Consider the following 17,126-nt stretch of genomic DNA (forward strand, 5'->3'; position numbering starts at 1 on the left):
TCAGGGCGTGTCGATGGGCTCGGGAATGCTCAACACGCCGGCATCGGTAAAGCGCCGGGTTCCCCAGAAGCCGCCGCCCAGTTTGCCGCGCAGGGCGTAGGGCACGTGCTGGACCGGATGGGCCCCGGTGAGCGTCCAGGCCTGGCGCAGCGCCGAGAACGCGGAAATGGTCACTGGCACTTCGATCAGGGTTTCGCCGAAGCCCGCCAACGTGCCGCCCTGGTTGCTGACGCCGCTGGCCAGGGGCAGGTCATTGAGGTCCATCTCCAGTGCCACACCGCTGTAATGGATGGCGCCCTCGTTGGGGTTCTGCACGCGGAGCTTGAGATTGAAGCGCACCTCCAGCCCCTCGCCGGGGATGGGTTCCATGCCGGCCAGGTCGACCTGCAACGGGTCTCGCGTGCCGAAGCCGACGCAGCCCGTGAGCAGCACCAGGGGGATCAACAGGGCAGCAAGGCCGGTCGCGCGCATAGCGTGTTTCCTGCGGGAGGGAGTGCCTTGAAGTAAAGATCAGGCCGGTACTGGCGTGCCCACATTTTCTGTGGAGCGAGCTGTGGATATGTTCTGGATGAATGGCCGCGGGGCCCGTGCCTGATGGGTTGGGGCCGGTTGCTCGTTTCCTGTGCATCCGGGGTGCAACCCGCTCCGTCCGCCTGGCTGTTGCAGATACCCACGGAATCTGTGGGGCAAGTTGTGGATAGCTTTTGGGTGGATCGCTGCAGGGCCCGGATTGCGCGCCTTTCAGAAGAATGGATGGATTTTGCTCAGGTAGCTTGAGCCGTTTGGACAGCGGGTTGCGACAGTTCTGAAATTCGCGAATGAATTCGCTCCCACAAGGTCAGTTAAGTTCCTGGTGGCAGAACATGTATTGCCCACAAAAACTGTGGGTCGCTCTGTGGATATCTTCGGGATAAATCTCGCTGTGGCCCATGGGAGATGGGCTGGAAGCGCTTGCTCGGTTTTTCGGCGTCAGTCGTATTCGGCCGCGGTGTGATCGCCCAGCAGACGACGCTGCCGTGGCGTGCAGGCGGTCAGCACTTCGGGGTTGAAGTGAAAGGCGAGGTAGGGCGAAAACTTCTGCGCCACCATGCGCCGGCCGTAATGCACCTGCAGCAGGTAGCGCGTACGGTCGGTCGTGCGGTTGCGGCTGCCGGCGTGCCAGAGTTCGCTGCGGAACATCAGGACATCGCCGGCCTTGCACAGCACGGCTTCGGCAGGTTGTCCGCGCCAGCCGGTTTCGCCGGTTCGCGGCTTGCGCCCGGCACGGTGGCTGCCAGGAATGACCAGGGTGGGGCAGAGGTCGGCATCGATATCGTCGAGGTAGATATGCGCGGTGCATATCTGCATTGGCAGCGAAAAGTCCGGATCGGCCAGCAGGCGCTCTGGCAGTTCCATGACCAGGTGATCCACATGCAGGTCGCCACCGATGAACCCCGGGTGATTGCGCCAGGCGGTCATGCCGATGAGGTGGCAGTCTTCGCCGAGTGCCGCTTCAGCCAGTTCGATGACCCCAGGCAGATCGAAATACGGCAGCCATTCCGGCCCGCGGTTGAACACGCATTTGAAGTGGTCGTCCACCAGGCCGCAGTAATCCCAATGGATGGGCTGGAGCTGGTCGATCAACTGGCGTAACGAGGAGACGGCGGCGGCATCGAGCACGCCGGGAAGCAGGGTGAAACCCTGCTCGTGCAGGGCCTTGAGATGCTCGGCGGTGGACATGGGCATGTCCTCTTTCGCGGATGGCGCTACCTACAAGGGTGGACCACTCCCACCAATCGCACCCAGGACAAGGGTGTACGTAGCTTTTTACGTCCACCAACGAGGCCAGGTCAGGTCCCCGAGGTGGATAGAAGAGCGCCATCCACCCTGCAGGTTCAGCTCAGCAGACCCTCGAGCCTGGCTCGCAGCGGCTCGATCTCGTCTTTCGTGAGGTTCAGAAGGAAGTCGTTTCTCAGCACTTCGACCAGTTCGGCCGCATCCTCGATCCGACGGCTTTCCACGCGGCCATCGCGGTGGCGCTTGTTGAAGGTGCCGTTGGCCAGGGTCAGGCGCCATTCGCCTTCGCTGCGGGCGGTCATCAGCATCTGCCGGAATACGCTGTTCGGGTGGGTGGAGGTGTACCAGTTGCGCGGAATGCAATCGACCCAGGCGTTCACCTCCGGTCCGAAGCGATAGCAGGCCGCCCAGCCGCTTTCCGTGCGGAAGTTTTCCAGTTGCACCTCACCGGTTCCATCCTCCTGGGGGCGCAGGCGGTAGGGCAGGTCGTCGGGCATCTCACCCGCCAGGGGCACGGCGCGCCAGGGCGTGGCGGAGCCGAAGCCGACGTCCGCCAGGTAGGGCCCTTCCGGCAGCAGCACGCGCAGCATCAAGTGGGAAAGCATGGTCTGCGGCGCGTCCAGCGGCAGTCCCCAGCGCACCCGGCCTCCCAGTAGTTCCAGCTGGTAGCCGAGGGCGAGCAGCAGGCGCGCGAAGAGGTTGTTCAGTTCGTAGCAGTACCCGCCGCGCTGGCGCTCCACCACCTTGGCGAACACGGCGTCGGCGTCGATATGGATGGGCCGGTCGAGCAATACGTCGACGTTCTCGAAAGCCACCCGACGCTGGTGGGCGGCGATCAGCCGGTCGAGGTAGGCGAGGTCTGGCTGCTTCGGTGCGGAAATGTCCAGGTGGCGCAGGTAGGACTCGGTCTGCTGCGGGTTCAGCGCGTACATGCGGGTCGGCTCCATGACGATGAAGCCTGGATGCTAGCAGATGCCTTTTCGTTGGCGATGAACGGTAGTTTGGTGTCGTTCTTAATCAACGGGGCATGTAAAAAATAAAATACTGACGAGTCACAAGCTGACGTTGAGATGCCTTTAAATTCAAGGCTTTGTGACCAAGCCTGCTCTTTAGTGAGGCACGCATCCTGTCGATTTTTTTGCTCATAGGCGCGGTAATTGTTTGACATATTTTACGTCTTTGGCAGACTGCGCCTCCGTGGTACCCGCCTGCCTCGCGTGGCATCGGGCCCTTCCGCGTCAATAACAAAAACTCCGTCAGTCGAACTCCGGACTCCCAGGCTTTTTCCGGGCTCGACGAGCGTGCCTCTGGAACAAGAACAAATGCTGATCTGGTTTGTTGCGATCTATCTGCTGATCACTGTCGCTGTCGGCTTCTACGCCTCCACTCGCGTCAAGAACTCCACGGACTTCGCTTCCGGCGGCCGGAGTATGTCTTTCCCCCTGGTCGTGGCGATGGTGTTCGCCACCTGGTTCGGCTCGGAAGCCGTGCTGGGCATTCCCGCGACCTTCCTTGAAGAAGGCTTCGCCGGGATCATCGAAGACCCCTTCGGCTCCTTCGGGTGCCTGATGCTGGTGGGCCTGGTATTCGCCCGTCCGCTTTATCGCCTCAACCTGCTCACCATCGGTGACTTCTTCCGCAAGCGCTTCGGCCCGAACGTGGAACTGCTCACCAGCCTGGTGATCATCGCCTCCTATCTCGGCTGGGTCGCTGCGCAGCTCACCGCGCTGGGCGTGGTTTTCAGCGTGCTGTCCGACGGCGCCCTGACCACCACCCAGGGCATGATGATCGGCACCTTCATCGTCCTGCTGCACACCCTGTTCGGTGGCATGTGGTCGGTGGCAATGACCGACTTCCTGCAGATGATCATCATCGTCGTCGGCCTGTTCTATCTGACCTGGCTCGTCGGTGACATGGCGGGCGGCCCTGCGGCGGTGATCAGCCAGGCCGCGAACGAAGGCAAGTTCGCCTTCATTCACGGTACGTCGGCCAAGGACATCGTCGCCTTCCTCGCTGCCGCAGTGACCATGATGTTCGGTTCCATCCCGCAACAGGACGTGTACGCCCGCGTGATGTCGGCCAAGAGCGAGAACATCGCTGCCCGTGCCTCCATGACCGGTGCCTGCTTCTACCTGTGCTTCTGCATGCTGCCGATCTTCCTCGCCTACTCGGCCAAGATGATCGACCCGGCGATGGTGCAGCATTGGCTGGCCGAGGATTCGCAGATGATCCTGCCGCGCCTGATCCTGGAACGTACCCCGCTGTTCGCCCAGATCATGTTCTTCGGCGCCATCCTCTCGGCGATCATGTCTACCGCTTCCGGTACCCTGCTGGCGCCGTCGGTGACCTTCACCGAGAACATCCTCAAGCGTTTCATCCCCGACATGACTGACCGCCAGGCCCTGCTGGCCATGCGCTGCAGCGTGCTGGCGATGACCTTCGCCACTGGCCTGTTCGCCCTGAACTCCAACTCCAGCATCTACGAGATGGTCGGCAACGCCTACAAGGTGACCCTGGTTGCCGCCGCCGTGCCGCTGTTCGCTGGCCTGTTCTGGAAGCGCGCCACTACCCAGGGCGCACTGCTGGCCATCTTCGCCGGCCTCGGCTCCTGGGGGCTGCTGGAAATGACCTATCAGGAAACCGATTTCTGGCCGCCGCAACTGGCTGGCCTGCTGTTCAGCTGGCTGGGTATGGTCGTGGGTTCGCTGCTGCCGCAACTCGTGCGCAGCCGTGCCGAGATCATCGGCGTGGCTCCCGCCAGCGCCTGATCACTCCCGCGATGAAAAAAAGCCCCGCCATGTGCGGGGCTTTTTCATGGGCGAAAGGCTGTGCCACGGCCTTGTAGGTTGTGACTGAGCTACGCGAAGCCCAACGTAAAGGTCGCGTACGAATGTTGGGCTTCGCTGCGCTCTGCCCAACCTACGGGGATACCGTGCCGGAGAGATCAGGCCACCGGTTTGACCGGGTGCCGAGATGCGCCAGGGCTTTGTAGGTTGTGGCTGAGCTACGCGAAGCCCAACGTAAAGGTCACCTCCGAATGTTGGGCTTCGCTGCGCTCTGACGGAACGCCGCCCGCACCAACCTACGGGGATACCGCGCCTTAGAAATCAGGCCACCAATTCGACGAAGCCGCGCAGCACCGTGAGGCCGACGAATACCGCCATGGCAATCGAGCTGTTGCGGGGCACTTCGTCGCAGATGTTGCGGTAGTTGATGGGGGTGATGAAGAGCTTCGGCCAGCAGGCGAAGGCGGCGCAGAGGGTGATCAGGGAGAGCAGCGCCAGGCTGGCGGAGAAGTCGAAGGATTCGTCGGAGAACAGGCAACTGATGGGGATGATGATGCCGAGGGCGATCCAGGCGCTGGAGACCAGTTTCTCACCGCGGGTGTGCGAGGAGGCTTGGGCGCTGTCGCTGGCCATCGGAACATTCCTTTTCTGACTGCAGGCTGGGACTGCCGCGCATTCTCTACCCGCCTTTTCCATGGCGCAAGACAGAAGGGCCCGACATTGTGCCGGGCCCCGCAATCATCAGAAGTGCACCTTGGCCAGCAGGCTGAAGGTGTTCTGGTCGGTGCCGCCGAGGATGTCGTCGCCGAGGAAACTGTTGTCGTCGATGGCGTACTTGTTCTTCCAGTAGTCGTACTCGACGCCCACGTAGAAGTGCTTCACCGCGCTCCAACCCATGGCCTTGCCCAGGTCGTACTTGATCTGCGGGTTGAAGTGCAGGTTGGCGTGCAGGTCGTTCGGGCGGTCGGAAGTGGCGTCCTTGTTGTTCCAGACCCAGTCCATGAAGCCGTCGATCACGACGTCGGAATTACCCACCGGAATGGTGTAGGACCACACCGGGGTGACTTGCCACTGGCCGGACGGGTTGTTGGTGATGCCGTCGGGCTTGCGGTAGTAGAAGTTCAGCTGGAAGTAGTCGAAGCCGGGGAGCTTGAGGTCGAAGCCCGGGCCGATCAGGTAGTTCTGGTTGCGGTTCTCGCCGCGCTCGTAGGTAGTCGCCAGCAACACGTCGCTGATCGGGCCGAATTCCAGCTTCTGGTCGAAGATCTTGCCGAAGGACAGACGCGGGGAAATCTCGCCGTAGTAGGTGTTCTTGCCGGCGTTGGCGTCTTCTTCGCCGTTGTAGTTGATCTGGTCGACGAAAATGAACAGGTCGCCGAAGGTCCAGCCGCTGGCGTGCTCGAAGGTGAAGGTCTGTTGGATTTCAGGGTTGATCTGGAAATCCTTGCCATAGAGGTAGGTCAGGCTGTTGTCCTGCCAGAGCAGGGGGCCGTCGGCCAGGGCATTGCCGGCCGCCAGCAGGCCGCCAGCGAGCATCCAGGAGGAAAAGACGCGGTTCATCGGGTTGGGCTCCAGTGGTTTTAAGCTGTGTCTATCTGCGTAGAACTTGTCTGATTGGTCAGGTATGCCCCAGAGCAAAAAGGGCGCCAGAATGCTCTGGGCAAACGACCGGGCGCGCGATTATCGGGTGATGGCGGGGTTTTTCAAGCGGTTGTGCGAAGTTCGCCAGGATTTCCCGACTGCTGGAAGCTGACCGGGTGCACAACTCTGGGGCGACAGGCATAGCGCCGCCACGACTGATACGGCACTGACGGATGTAGGAGCGAGCTTGCTCGCGAAAGATCGTGCTCGGGCTGTTCGCGAGCAAGCTCGCTCCTACAGGAAGTCCGCCAGAACAAAAAAATCCCCCAGCCGCATGGCGCGACCGGGGGCAACTGGAGCTGAGCGATCAGCGTGCGGAAATGGTGCCGGTGCGCACTCCGCCGAAGGTGGAGCGCACGGTAACGCTGGGGTTGGCAGCGGGAACGACGGCGGTGGAGTTATTCACCGACAACTTCCACTTCCCATTCGGCCCCGGCGCGGCGGTGCCCAGCAGGACGACGCCCTGGGCGCTGGTGACTTCAATGCGGATCTGGTTGCCCGCAGGCCGCGAGGTGGTGCCTTCGAAGTCCCAGGAGAAGCGGTTGTTCGAACCCGCTTTCACGTCCGCCTTGGTGATCGCCAGGGTATCGGCGGCAGTGGCCGGATTCACCGTCACGGTCACCGTTGCCTGAGGCGAGGTGGCACCAATGGAGTCCCGCGCCTGGTAGTTGAAGGTCACGGTGAAGGCGGTGGTCACCGTTGCCGGTGGGGTGTAGGTCACCGTGGTGCCGTTGGTGCTGGTCGTGCCGCGTCCTGTGGGCGGCGTGGTCAGGTTCACCACCGTCATCGGGTTGGCTTCCGGGTCCGCGTCGTTGGCCAGCACGTTGATCGTCACCGGTGCGCCGGCATTGGTGGTCGCAGTGTCGTTGGCGACCACTGGCGGCAGGTTGGGCCGGACGGTGATGGTCACCAGCGCCGGAGTGGACTGAGCACCCAGGTTGTCGCGGGCCTGATAGGTGAAGGTCACCGTCTGGGTGGTCGCGACCTGGGTCGGCGGCGTGTAGATCACCGCACCCGTGCCGCTGCGCACGAGGGTACCCAGGGTGACGCTGCCCAGGCTGGCGATGGACAGCGGCACGTTGCCGTCAACGTCGCTGTCGTTGGCGGTCAGGGCGAGGGTCACCGGTACGCCGGCGGTAGTGCTGGCGCTGTCCGGGTTGGCCACTGGCGGCTGGTTGGCAGGGACATTGGCCGGCCGTCCTTCGATGACCACGAACTCCGTGTCGCTGCCGCCGGCAGCCGATTTCACCGTGACCTTCGCCGGCGGCTGCTCGATGCCGGCGGCCACCAGGCGTTGGGTCGCACCGCTGACCGGCAGCAGGCGGCCGAAGCCTTCGGCCACCATGGACGGGATTTCCACCTCGTCACTGGAGCGCGCTTCCACCGTCAGCGTCTTGTTCGGCCAGGAATAGCGGGCCTGGCTGATCTTGACGATATCGGTCAGCTGCTGGGTCTGCGTGGTGGCCGACGCATTGGTGTCCGTGGCGGTGATCAGTACGAAGGGTGGCAGGCTGGCCGGTGCCAGGTCCTGGCCGAAGAACAGGCCGCTGCCATCACCGGTCATCTCGAACTGGCAGGGCGACGGCGGATCGCCCACCAGGTCGAGGCTTTCGCGGAAGCACAGGGTTGCGCTGGCGCTGGAGTTGGCGAACACCGATATCCAGGTGCGTTGGGCGTCGCGGCTGTAGGTGGCACGGTCGACGCCGACCTTGCTGGCGATGCCACCGGTGAACAGCTTGCCGGACAAGTTGAACAGGTTGGTCTCGATGAAGAGGCCGTTGGGACCGTCGATGCGCACGAAGTTGGTCCCGAAGGGGCTGCCAACTACCGGCTCGGCCAGGTTGGGGTCGCCGATGAAGGTCTCCACTTCATTGGTTTCCGGGTTGGTTTCGGTGTAGAGCGGGCCGTCCCGATGAAGGAACGGGCCGACGTTGCCGGCCAGGGCGCCGCTGAAGTCGCCGGGGGCGCCGATGCCGATGTCTCGGGTCATGTTGATGGCGCGACGGCCGGGCGCGGTGACGGTGAAGGTATCCACGCCGTAGGGGTGAGTGACCGTGTAGGTGCCGGCCACCGGAACCGTCACGCGGATGCGGATGCGCGCGAAGCTCTGCTGATCGCCCAATCGCGGGACTTCGGCAGCGAAGGCCGCTTCGATGCCGGCCACGTAGGCATCCAGCTCCAGGCCATTGCCGGGGTCGTCGATGCTGGCCTCGGCGAGCATCCAGAAGCTTTCATCCGGGAAGTTGCCGGGGAAGGCGACGGGCTTGGTGTCGTCGAAGATGCCGGGGGTCGGCAGCAGGGTGCACATGAAGTTGCCGGGCGCTCGCGAGCTGCGGGCCTTGGACAGGCAAAGCTCCAGGGGGGTGCCCTCGGTGTCCTGGTACCAGCGTGGGAAGTAGCCGCTGGCGGCGGTGAAGGGACCGGGGTCCACCGTCGCCAGTTGCGCCTCGGCAACCGGAATGCCGACGAGCACACCCAGCAACAGGGTGAGTATTCCTGGCCATCTGAACATGACTGCCTCCGTTCACCCGCCTGCGGCAGGTGAGTGTTGTTCTCAGGGGAGAATCAGGACTTCTTCGGTATCGGAGCCGCCATTGGCCGAGCTCACGTGGACGGTCGCCGGTGGAATGAGGCCGGCCGGGAGATCCAGGTGTCCGGCTACGAGCGGGCCCAGTCCCTCGGCGGTCAGCGCCGGCTGGCCGGTCTGGTCGCTGGAGCTGGCATCCACCGTCAGGCGGCCGGTGGCCAGGCTGTACTCGGCTCGGCTGATGGTCACCAGGTCCACCAGCGGGGCGGTCTTGGTGGTGGCGGTGCTGCTGGGGATGGCTGCGCTGTTGTCAGCGGTGAAGGACAGGTTGCCATTGGCCGTCGGGGTGGCCGCGGACTGGCCGTACCAGGCACCCGTGGCGCTGCCCTGCATGGCGCCGCTGGCGCCGGCGGTGTCGGTGTAGCGCACGGTGGCCGGGGCGGGCGGGGCCAGGGTGAAGAAGTCCTGCTGGCTGGCGCCCCCGGTGCCGCCGGTGGAATAGGTGGCGCGCTCGACGATCAGCGGCGTCGGCAACGGCTCCTGGGACAACTTGCCGGAAATGGCGAACTGTCGTGTTTCCGCGCGCAGGCCGTTGGGGCCTTCGATCCGCACGAAGTTGGTCCCGAAGGGGCTGCCGGTGACTTCCTCCAGCACGTTCGGGTCGCCAATGAAGGACTCCGGCAGGCTGGTGACCGGATTGACCTCCACATAAGGCCCGTTCACCGAGCGCAGGAAGGGCCCGACATCACCCTTCAAGGCGCCGCTGAATTCGCCGGGCGTGGTGATGCCGATGTCGCGGGTCAGGTTGATGGCGCGCGTCCCGGGGGTATCCACATCGAACACTTCCACGCCATAGGGGTGGGTGATGGTGTAGGTGCCGGCCACCGGCACCGTCACCCGGATGCGGACGCGCGCGAAGCTGATCTGCTCGCCTACCGCCGGCAACTCGCCGCTGAAGGCCGCCTCCAGGGCGGACACGTACAGCAAGTCGATACCGGTGGCGGCGTCGGTGATGGAGGCATCGCCGGTGAACCAGAACGCCTCGTCGGGGAAGTTGGTGGGGAAGACGATCGGCTGGGTGTCGTCGAACACGCCCGGATTGGGCAGCAGGTTGCACATGAAGGAGCCGGGTACGCGGGTGCTCTGTGCCTTGGAGAGACAGAGGTCAAGGGCGCGGCCGTGGGTGTCCTGGTACCAGGCCGCAAAGAATCCGTTGGCCTCGGTATAGGTGGTCTGGTCAACCGCATAGAGACCGGCCTTGGCCGGGGCGACCGTGAGTCCGAGCAATAGCGGGAGCACGAGTTTCGGCAGTGCGTTGTGCATGGTGTTGCCCTTCCAGTCGATGAACTTCGCCGTTTGTCAGGCTCCGATGGGCAAGGGGCCCGTCGTTGACCGGAAGAGGGCGCAAACCCCATGCCAGAGCGGTTCCGGGGCTCTGGTTCGGGGTTGGCGGCTGAAACATCTTGAAATAAGTCGTGAGGAGGGGTTCCCGGCTCTGGGGGCTGGTAACCCAGAAGTGGGTGAAAAGTGGGTGGGGAAATGGGGGATTTTCGACCCTACCGTTCGGCGACCGCTGAACGGTAGGGCCGCGAATCTCGGGGCCTGCGCTATAACTACCCGGAGTCGGCGCAGGAGTTGCCGACCCGGCCGGAGGCCCCTTTTTACGCCCGCCTTGCGAGCGATCCGACGGTCAAACAAGGGGAGGTTTCGAATGAAGATGGCGCTGGTGAGCAAGCCCTTCAATCTGTTCCGTTGGTTTTCCCTGGTGAGCCTGGTGATCATCCTCGTGGTGGCCATTCTGCTCGGCTCGGCGGCAACCCGATTCCTGATGCGCGAGAGCATCGACCGCGATGCCATGCTCAGCGCCCAGTTCATCAAGTCCATCGCCGATGTCGAAGTCATCCACGGCAACTTCTCCCCCGGCCTGACCCTCGGCGAGTTCCTCGACAAACGTGTCGATGGCGCGCGCCTCGGCGTTTCCCACGAGCAACTGGTCAAATCCCACGAAGAATTCTTCGACCACATCGTGCGCCTGCCCGATGTGCTGCTGGCCAATGTCTATGCGCCCGATGGCGTGGTGATCTGGTCGACCAATCCGAAGCTGGTGGGTGGCCACTCGCTGGAGCGCGCCAAGCTGAGCGAAGCGGTCAGCAGCCGCAACACGGTGACCACCGAGCATCACGGCCCCGATGCCTGCCCGGCGGAAGCCTTTTTCATGCGCGTGCCGCACAGCCTCTATCTGGAAAGCTTCATCCCGCTGCTGGACAGCCGGGGCGAAGTGCTCTCGATCATCGAGATCTACAAGGAACCGGTGGACCTGATCGCCCGCATGAACCGCGGACTCGTGCTGCTCTGGATCGCTACGGCAGTGGGCGGCGCAGTCATCTACCTCAGCCTGTTCTGGTTCGTGCGCCACGCCTCGCGCCTGGTGGACGACCAGCAGCGGCAACTGGTGGAGAACGAAACCCTGGCCCTGCTCGGCGAGATGTCCACCGCCGTCGCCCACAGCCTGCGCAACCCGCTGGCGTCCATCCGCTCCAGCGCCGAGCTGGCGCTTGAAGTGGACCCGGGACCGCTGCACAAGAACCTGGGCGACATCATCACCCAGGTCGACCGCATGTCGAAGTGGGTGCGCGAGCTGCTGCTGTCAGCGCGCCCGCTGGCCGGCGACCAGGAACCGGTGGACCTCACCAACGCCCTGGAAGAAACCCTCACCGCCTACGAACCGCAGATCCGCCATGCCGGCATCGAAGTCGACTGGCAGACCCGCGACGCACCCAAGGTGGTCAGCCATCCGGTACTTCTGCAACAACTGCTGGGTAGTGTCCTTTCCAACGCCATCGAGGCCATGCCGCGCGGCGGTCGACTGGCCATCCGCCTGGAGCCGGATGCGCAGCGCCGGTTGCTGACCCTGACCGTCAGCGACACCGGCAGCGGCATGTCGCCGGCAATGCTGGAGATGGCCTTCAAACCTTTCCATACCACCAAGCGTGGCGGTCTGGGCGTCGGCCTGGTGCTGGTGCGCAAGATCGTCGAGCGCTTCGGTGGCGCAGTCAGCATCGATAGCCGGGAAAATTCCGGTACCAACGTGCACCTGACCTTCAGGGCCACGGCAGGGGGATAACAACAAATGGGCAACAGCATTCTGATTGTCGAAGACGACGAAATCCTGGCCGACAACTTCTGCACCTACCTGCAACGGCGCCAGTTCGACGTCATGGTCTGCAGCTCGGCCGAAGAAGCGCTGCCGATCATCGAGGCGCAGCACCCGGACCTGGTCCTTACCGACTACTGCCTGCCCGGCATGAGCGGTTGCGACCTGATCAGCCGGGCCCGCGCGATGGACGAGCAGCTCAAGGTCATCATGATTACCGGGCACGGCAACGTGCAGGGCGCGGTGGAAGCCATGAAGGCCGGCGCCAGCGACTACCTGACCAAACCGGTGGCGCTCGCCGAGTTGAAGCTGGTGGTGGACAAGGTGCTGGAGGCGCGGCGACAGGAGCAGCGCCTGTCCTTTTACCAGCAACGTGAAGCCCAGGACTCCGGGCTTGCCGGGCTGATAGGCGACTCCGAACCCATGCGCACCATGAAGGACATGGTCCGCCAGGTGCTCGGCGCCGAGGAACGCATGGCCGGGGAAGACCTGCCGGTGGTGCTGATCGAAGGCGAGACCGGGACCGGCAAGGAACTGGTGGCTCGCGCGCTGCATTTCGATGGTGCGCGCAGCAAGGGTCCCTTCGTCGAGTTCAACTGCGCCTCGATTCCGTCGCACCTCCTGGAAGCCGAACTGTTCGGTCACGAGAAGGGTGCCTTCACCGACGCCAAGGATCGCCGCGTGGGCCTGGTGGAAGCGGCCGATGGCGGCACCCTGTTCCTCGACGAGGTGGGCGAGATCGACCTGCTACTCCAGGCCAAGCTGCTCAAGCTGCTGGAAGACCGCACGATTCGTCGCCTGGGCTCGGTTCGCGAGCGCAAGGTCAACCTGCGCATCATCAGCGCCACGAACTGCAACCTCGAGCAGATGGTCCAGGAGGGCAAGTTCCGCCGCGACCTCTTCTTCCGCTTGCGCATCATCACCATCAAGGTGCCGCCGCTGCGGGCCCGTGGTGACGATGTCCTGACCCTGGCCGAACACTTCGTCGCCCAGCATGGCAAGCGCTACGGCAAGCCGGGGCTGCGTTTCAGCGCTGAAGCCCGGGCCGTGCTCAAGGGCTACAGCTGGCCGGGGAACGTGCGCGAGCTACGCAACATGCTCGAGCAGACTGTGCTGCTGGCGCCGGGCAACGTCATCGGTCCGGACCAGCTCACCATCTGCCGCGGCCTGCTGGCCGGGGTTGGCGTCACCGAATCGGCTCCTCCACAGATGCTCGGCGGCCCGCTGGGGCTGGAAGACGAGAACATGAGCCTGTCCGATGCCGAGCGTGATCTGGTGGTGAAGGTGCTGGGCAAGACCGACTGGAACATCTCCAAATCCGCCCGCATGCTCGGCCTCACCCGCGACATGCTGCGCTACCGGATCGACAAGCTTGGCCTGGAACGGCCCGACCGGCAGCAACATTGAAATGGCCCCGATTCAGGGGAATCCCCCGACCAACGTAGGGGGTTATGGGGATGGTGAAACTTTTCCGCCGATCTAGACTCTAGGAATCATCGACCCGGGTGGGTCGATGCACCCTTGGCTCGGAATGTGCAGGGATGCAATCAGCGGTCAGCCTGACCGTCGTCCGATCTCCTGACAGGGGAGCAGCCGCAGTGACGAAGAAAGTACTGATAGTCGACGATGAAGAAATCCTTGCCGCGAATTTCCAGACCTACCTGGAAATGCTCGGTTGCGACGTGCGCACCGCCGCCAACGGTGCCATCGCCCTGGAGGTCGTGGTGAACTTCAAGCCCGACCTGCTGGTGCTCGACTATCGCTTGCCCGACATGACCGGTTTCGAGATTTTCGATGCCATGCGCACCCTGCACAGCTGCGAAGCGGTGCTGATGACCGCGCATCCCAGCATCGAAGTGTGCAACCGCGCCATCGAGCGCAAGATCGACATCATCCTCCTCAAGCCATTCCCCCTGCATGAACTGGGCAACGTTGTGCTCCACGGCCTGCCGACTGCCGCCCAGCGCGATCAGGAATCGCCGGCCGAGCCACCCGTCCAGGTGGACCGTCGTCGCGGAGGCGAGGTGAACTTCCCGCTGAAGCTGTATGACGGCGCCTGGGTGCTCTCCGACCGCCGCCGTCCCGCCGCAAGCTCCGAAGAGCCTCTGAAGCAGATCAAGAAAGGCACCTGAAGTCCCCGTACCACCTCAGCTGTTTGGTGCGTAGGGTGGATGGCGCTTTTTCCATCCACCGCCGCGGGTGCCTGAGAAGCGATTTCCACCCCTACGAAACTGACTGGTAGGAGCGAGCTTGCTCGCTAATAGCCCGGGCACAATCATTCGCGAGCAAGCTCGCTCCTACAGACCTCATCCCGCCTGAGTGCAAGGGTGGATGGCGCTTACCATCCACCGCCACGGGTGCCGGAGAAGCGATTTCCACCCCTACGGCACTGACTGGTAGGAGCGAGCTTGCTCGCGAACAGCCCGAGCACGATCATTCGCGAGCAAGCTCGCTCCTACAGACTTCATCCAGCCCCCGTGCAAGGGTGGATGGCGCTTACCATCCACCGCCACGGGTGCCGGAGAAGCGATTTCCACCCCTACGGCACTGACTGGTAGGAGCGAGCTTGCTCGCGAACAGCCCGAGCACGATCATCCGCGAGCAAGAGCTCGGCATCCCCCTCGCTGCTACAAAAGAAAGCGCAGGCATCTACCTGCGCTTTTTCGTTTCCGGCCGGTGCGCCCGTCAGTGGGGATGCCCCCTCACTGAATACTCGATGCCAGCTCGAAGATCGGGATGTACATCAGGATCACGATCACCCCGATGATCAGCCCGATGAAGGTCATCAGCAGTGGCTCGAACAGGCGCACGAACCATTCGATCCAGCGACCGGTTTCCTCGTCATGGAAATCGGCCGTGCGCTCCATCATCTCGCCGAGGTTGCCGGACTGTTCGCCGGCCCTGAGCATGCGCAGCGACACCGGGGTCGACAGCCCATGTTCTTCCAGCGCACGCGACAACGCCTGGCCCTCGCGAATGCGCGCGGCGGCCTGGTCCAGCCTTGGGCGCGACGCGGCGCCGAGCAGGCCGCGGACCATCTCGATGGCGGTGAGGATGGGAATCCCGCCCTGCAGCAGGATGCCCAGGGAGCGATAGAAACGCGCCAGCTCATAGACCTGGATGCGCTCGCGAATCGCCGGCAAGCGTTCTATCTGGCGGCCGATGGCGCGGCGCACGTTCTCCTGGCGCAGCAACAGCACCAGGGTCACCAGGGCCAGTGCGGCACCGCCGAACACTTCCGCCTGATGTGAGTGGAGGAACAGGCCGCTGTGCAGCAGGACCCGGGACAGCCAGGGCAGGTTCGACCCCAGCCCTTCGAACACCAGGCTGAAGCGCGGCACCACATAGCCCACCAGAAACAGCAGCACGCTGCAGCCGACCATGAACAGCAGCACCGGGTAGACCGACGCACTGATGATCTTCTGCCGCACTTCATCCATCCGCGTGCGATAGGCCACGTAGCGCCCCAGGGCATCACCCACTGCGCCGGTCTTCTCGCTGGATTGCACCAGCGCCACGTAGAGCGCAGGGAACACCGAGGGGAACTGCGCCAGCGCCTGGGACAGCGACTTGCCCTCATAGAGCAGCCGCACCAGGGCTCCCAGCACCTTGCGCGCCTGCGGGTCGGCTTCCTTCTCCGCCAGGCTTTCCAGCGCATCGATCAGCGCCAGGCCGGCGTTCAGCAGTGTGGTCAGCTCCTGGCTGAACAGCAGCAGCGGGAATCCCTCGCGCCGCCGCCAGTTCCGCAGCGACCAGCCGCGCTCGGCCTGCAGGGTCAGCACCCGCAGTCCCTGGGCTTCGGCCTGGCGACGGGCTTCGTCATCGCTTGCCGCCTCCAGCGTCAGGGCGACCACGCCGGCCTGGCCACGTACCGCTTTCACCTGGAAGCGCATGGCGGTCACTGCCAACTGGTGACTTCGGCGTTTTCGCCGTCACCGCCAGGCTGGCCGTCCTTGCCCAGGGTGAGCAGGTCGAAATCGCCGTTCTCACCAGGCGCGCGATAGACATAGGCGCGACCCCAGGGGTCCTGCGGCACTTCTTTCTGCAGGTAAGGGCCACCCCAGCGCGGCTCGTCGGATGGCGCGCTCACCAGCGCCGTCAGGCCCTGCTCGGTACTGGGGTAATGGCCCACTTCCAGGCGGTAGATATCCAGGGCCTTCACCAGTCCCTCGATCTGCGCGCGGGCCACCTTGGTTTCGGACTTGCCGAGTTGATTGAAATACTTCGGCGCCACAATGCCGGCCAACAGGCCGAGCACCACCAGCACCACGAGGAGTTCGAGAAGGGTGAAACCCTGTTCGGGTCGACGAAGCATCATCATGGGAGCCTCCGCTGCAGGTCAGTGCGAAGGGCTATGCAAGAGGTGTGCACGACGAGCGGGCGAGGGGAGCGACACATCACCGTTTGGATCTTCCGGCACGTGCTTTGCTGACGGTACAGCACCCAGCAACCCAAAGGGCATCGGCCCTCACAGGGGAGAACAACGATGAAAGTGCCCGCCCTGGTGCTGCTCAGCATCCTTGCGACTATCGCTGACGAAGCCCGCTCCGACATCTATCAGGTGGTCTCCGCCAACGGCAGCATCACCCTCACCAACATCCACCGGACGGACCGCAAACTGGTCCGCGTGGCCCGCGAAAGACCCGCGCTGGCGAAGGCCCCGAGCCTGGTCAAGCCGATTCGCAAAGGCAGGGCCAAGGCGCCGCGCTACGCCCTGATCGTCGCCCAGGCGGCCTTCGACTACGACCTGCCCGCCGAGTTGCTGCATGCGGTGATCAAGACCGAATCCAACTACGATCCTTCCGCGCTTTCGCCCAAGGGCGCGGCCGGCCTGATGCAGTTGATGCCCGATACCGCGAAGGATCTAGGGGTGCAGGACGTGTTCGACCCGGCCGCCAACGTGCGCGGCGGGGCACGCTACCTGAAGCGCCTGCTGAAGATGTTCGACAACGACCTTTCCCTCACCCTGGCCGCCTACAACGCGGGTCCCGGCACCGTGCTCGCCTATGGCAGCGCCATTCCTCCCTACCCGGAAACCAAGCGTTACGTACCCAGTGTCCTGGGTCACTACCAACGCCTCCAGGCCGACGCAAAACGACCCCGCTAGTGGGGAATTTCCCCAGATGCGGGGGCGTTTTCTGCGAATCAAAGCACCCATAGACAAGGGCAGCTGCGCTGCCCACAGCGATTGAAATCGCCCCCACAGAGGTGTGCCTCCACGCGGAGGATTTGCTGAGCTTTT

Annotated in this window: 14 protein-coding genes; 5 read left to right on the forward strand and 9 right to left on the reverse strand. The window is 63.8% G+C overall.

Annotation, left to right across the window (positions count from 1 at the left end; genetic code table 11):
• The 3 genes from DM872_RS12035 to DM872_RS12045 form a co-directional block, all read right to left on the reverse strand.
• Nucleotides 1-471 (reverse strand): LEA type 2 family protein, encoded by a 471-nt coding sequence (locus tag DM872_RS12035; RefSeq protein ID WP_179059708.1) that lies wholly within the window; start codon nt 469-471, stop codon nt 1-3.
• Nucleotides 472-969: 498 nt separating this feature from the next.
• Complete coding sequence (locus DM872_RS12040) at nt 970-1,719, reverse strand: phytanoyl-CoA dioxygenase family protein (RefSeq protein ID WP_373273708.1); 750 nt, start codon at nt 1,717-1,719, stop codon at nt 970-972.
• Nucleotides 1,720-1,874: 155 nt separating this feature from the next.
• A complete protein-coding gene (locus DM872_RS12045) occupies nt 1,875-2,708 on the reverse strand; it encodes an arylamine N-acetyltransferase family protein (RefSeq protein ID WP_179059710.1) in 834 nt (277 codons plus the stop codon).
• Nucleotides 2,709-3,098: 390 nt separating this feature from the next.
• Between DM872_RS12045 and DM872_RS12050 the strand changes: the two genes are divergently transcribed.
• Nucleotides 3,099-4,544, forward strand: coding sequence for a sodium:solute symporter family protein (locus DM872_RS12050; protein WP_179059711.1), 1,446 nt, complete (start codon nt 3,099-3,101; stop codon nt 4,542-4,544).
• A gap of 339 nt (nt 4,545-4,883) precedes the next feature.
• On the opposite strand, the gene DM872_RS12055 is transcribed toward DM872_RS12050, so the two are convergent.
• The 4 genes from DM872_RS12055 to DM872_RS12070 all read right to left on the reverse strand — a co-directional run bounded on the left by DM872_RS12055 (nt 4,884) and on the right by DM872_RS12070 (nt 10,053).
• Nucleotides 4,884-5,195 carry a hypothetical protein gene (locus DM872_RS12055; protein WP_179059712.1) on the reverse strand — a complete coding sequence of 104 codons (312 nt, stop codon included), beginning with the start codon at nt 5,193-5,195 and terminating at the stop codon, nt 4,884-4,886.
• Between the two features lie 108 nt (nt 5,196-5,303).
• Entirely contained in the window at nt 5,304-6,122 is an 819-nt protein-coding gene (locus DM872_RS12060) for an outer membrane protein OmpK (RefSeq protein WP_179059713.1), read from the reverse strand.
• Between the two features lie 388 nt (nt 6,123-6,510).
• On the reverse strand, nt 6,511-8,715 hold the full coding sequence (locus DM872_RS12065) for an Ig-like domain-containing protein (protein WP_179059714.1): 2,205 nt from the start codon (nt 8,713-8,715) through the stop codon (nt 6,511-6,513).
• A gap of 42 nt (nt 8,716-8,757) precedes the next feature.
• Complete coding sequence (locus DM872_RS12070; RefSeq protein ID WP_179059715.1) at nt 8,758-10,053, reverse strand: hypothetical protein; 1,296 nt, start codon at nt 10,051-10,053, stop codon at nt 8,758-8,760.
• A 388-nt stretch (nt 10,054-10,441) separates the two neighbouring features.
• Here DM872_RS12070 and DM872_RS12075 point away from each other — a divergent pair, with 388 nt between their 5' ends.
• From DM872_RS12075 to DM872_RS12085, 3 genes are all read left to right on the forward strand, one after another.
• Nucleotides 10,442-11,854: a sensor histidine kinase gene (locus DM872_RS12075; RefSeq protein WP_179059716.1), complete on the forward strand. Its 1,413-nt coding sequence runs from the start codon at nt 10,442-10,444 to the stop codon at nt 11,852-11,854.
• Nucleotides 11,855-11,860: 6 nt separating this feature from the next.
• The gene (locus tag DM872_RS12080; RefSeq protein WP_179059717.1) at nt 11,861-13,291 is read left to right on the forward strand and encodes a sigma-54-dependent transcriptional regulator; all 1,431 of its coding nucleotides are present in this window, start codon (nt 11,861-11,863) and stop codon (nt 13,289-13,291) included.
• 191 nt (nt 13,292-13,482) lie between these two features.
• On the forward strand, nt 13,483-14,016 hold the full coding sequence (locus DM872_RS12085) for a response regulator (RefSeq protein WP_179059718.1): 534 nt from the start codon (nt 13,483-13,485) through the stop codon (nt 14,014-14,016).
• 570 nt (nt 14,017-14,586) lie between these two features.
• Here DM872_RS12085 and DM872_RS12090 read toward each other — a convergent pair.
• Nucleotides 14,587-15,777 carry a type II secretion system F family protein gene (locus tag DM872_RS12090; protein WP_179059744.1) on the reverse strand — a complete coding sequence of 397 codons (1,191 nt, stop codon included), beginning with the start codon at nt 15,775-15,777 and terminating at the stop codon, nt 14,587-14,589.
• Between the two features lie 5 nt (nt 15,778-15,782).
• Nucleotides 15,783-16,205 carry a type II secretion system major pseudopilin GspG gene (gspG, locus tag DM872_RS12095; RefSeq protein WP_179059719.1) on the reverse strand — a complete coding sequence of 141 codons (423 nt, stop codon included), beginning with the start codon at nt 16,203-16,205 and terminating at the stop codon, nt 15,783-15,785.
• Nucleotides 16,206-16,370: 165 nt separating this feature from the next.
• Between gspG and DM872_RS12100 the strand changes: the two genes are divergently transcribed.
• Nucleotides 16,371-16,991 carry a lytic transglycosylase domain-containing protein gene (locus tag DM872_RS12100; RefSeq protein WP_179059720.1) on the forward strand — a complete coding sequence of 207 codons (621 nt, stop codon included), beginning with the start codon at nt 16,371-16,373 and terminating at the stop codon, nt 16,989-16,991.
• The last annotated feature ends 135 nt before the right edge of the window (nt 16,992-17,126 follow it).

Source organism: Pseudomonas taiwanensis (assembly GCF_013393345.1).
Taxonomy (GTDB): Bacteria; Pseudomonadota; Gammaproteobacteria; order Pseudomonadales; family Pseudomonadaceae; genus Metapseudomonas; species Metapseudomonas resinovorans_C.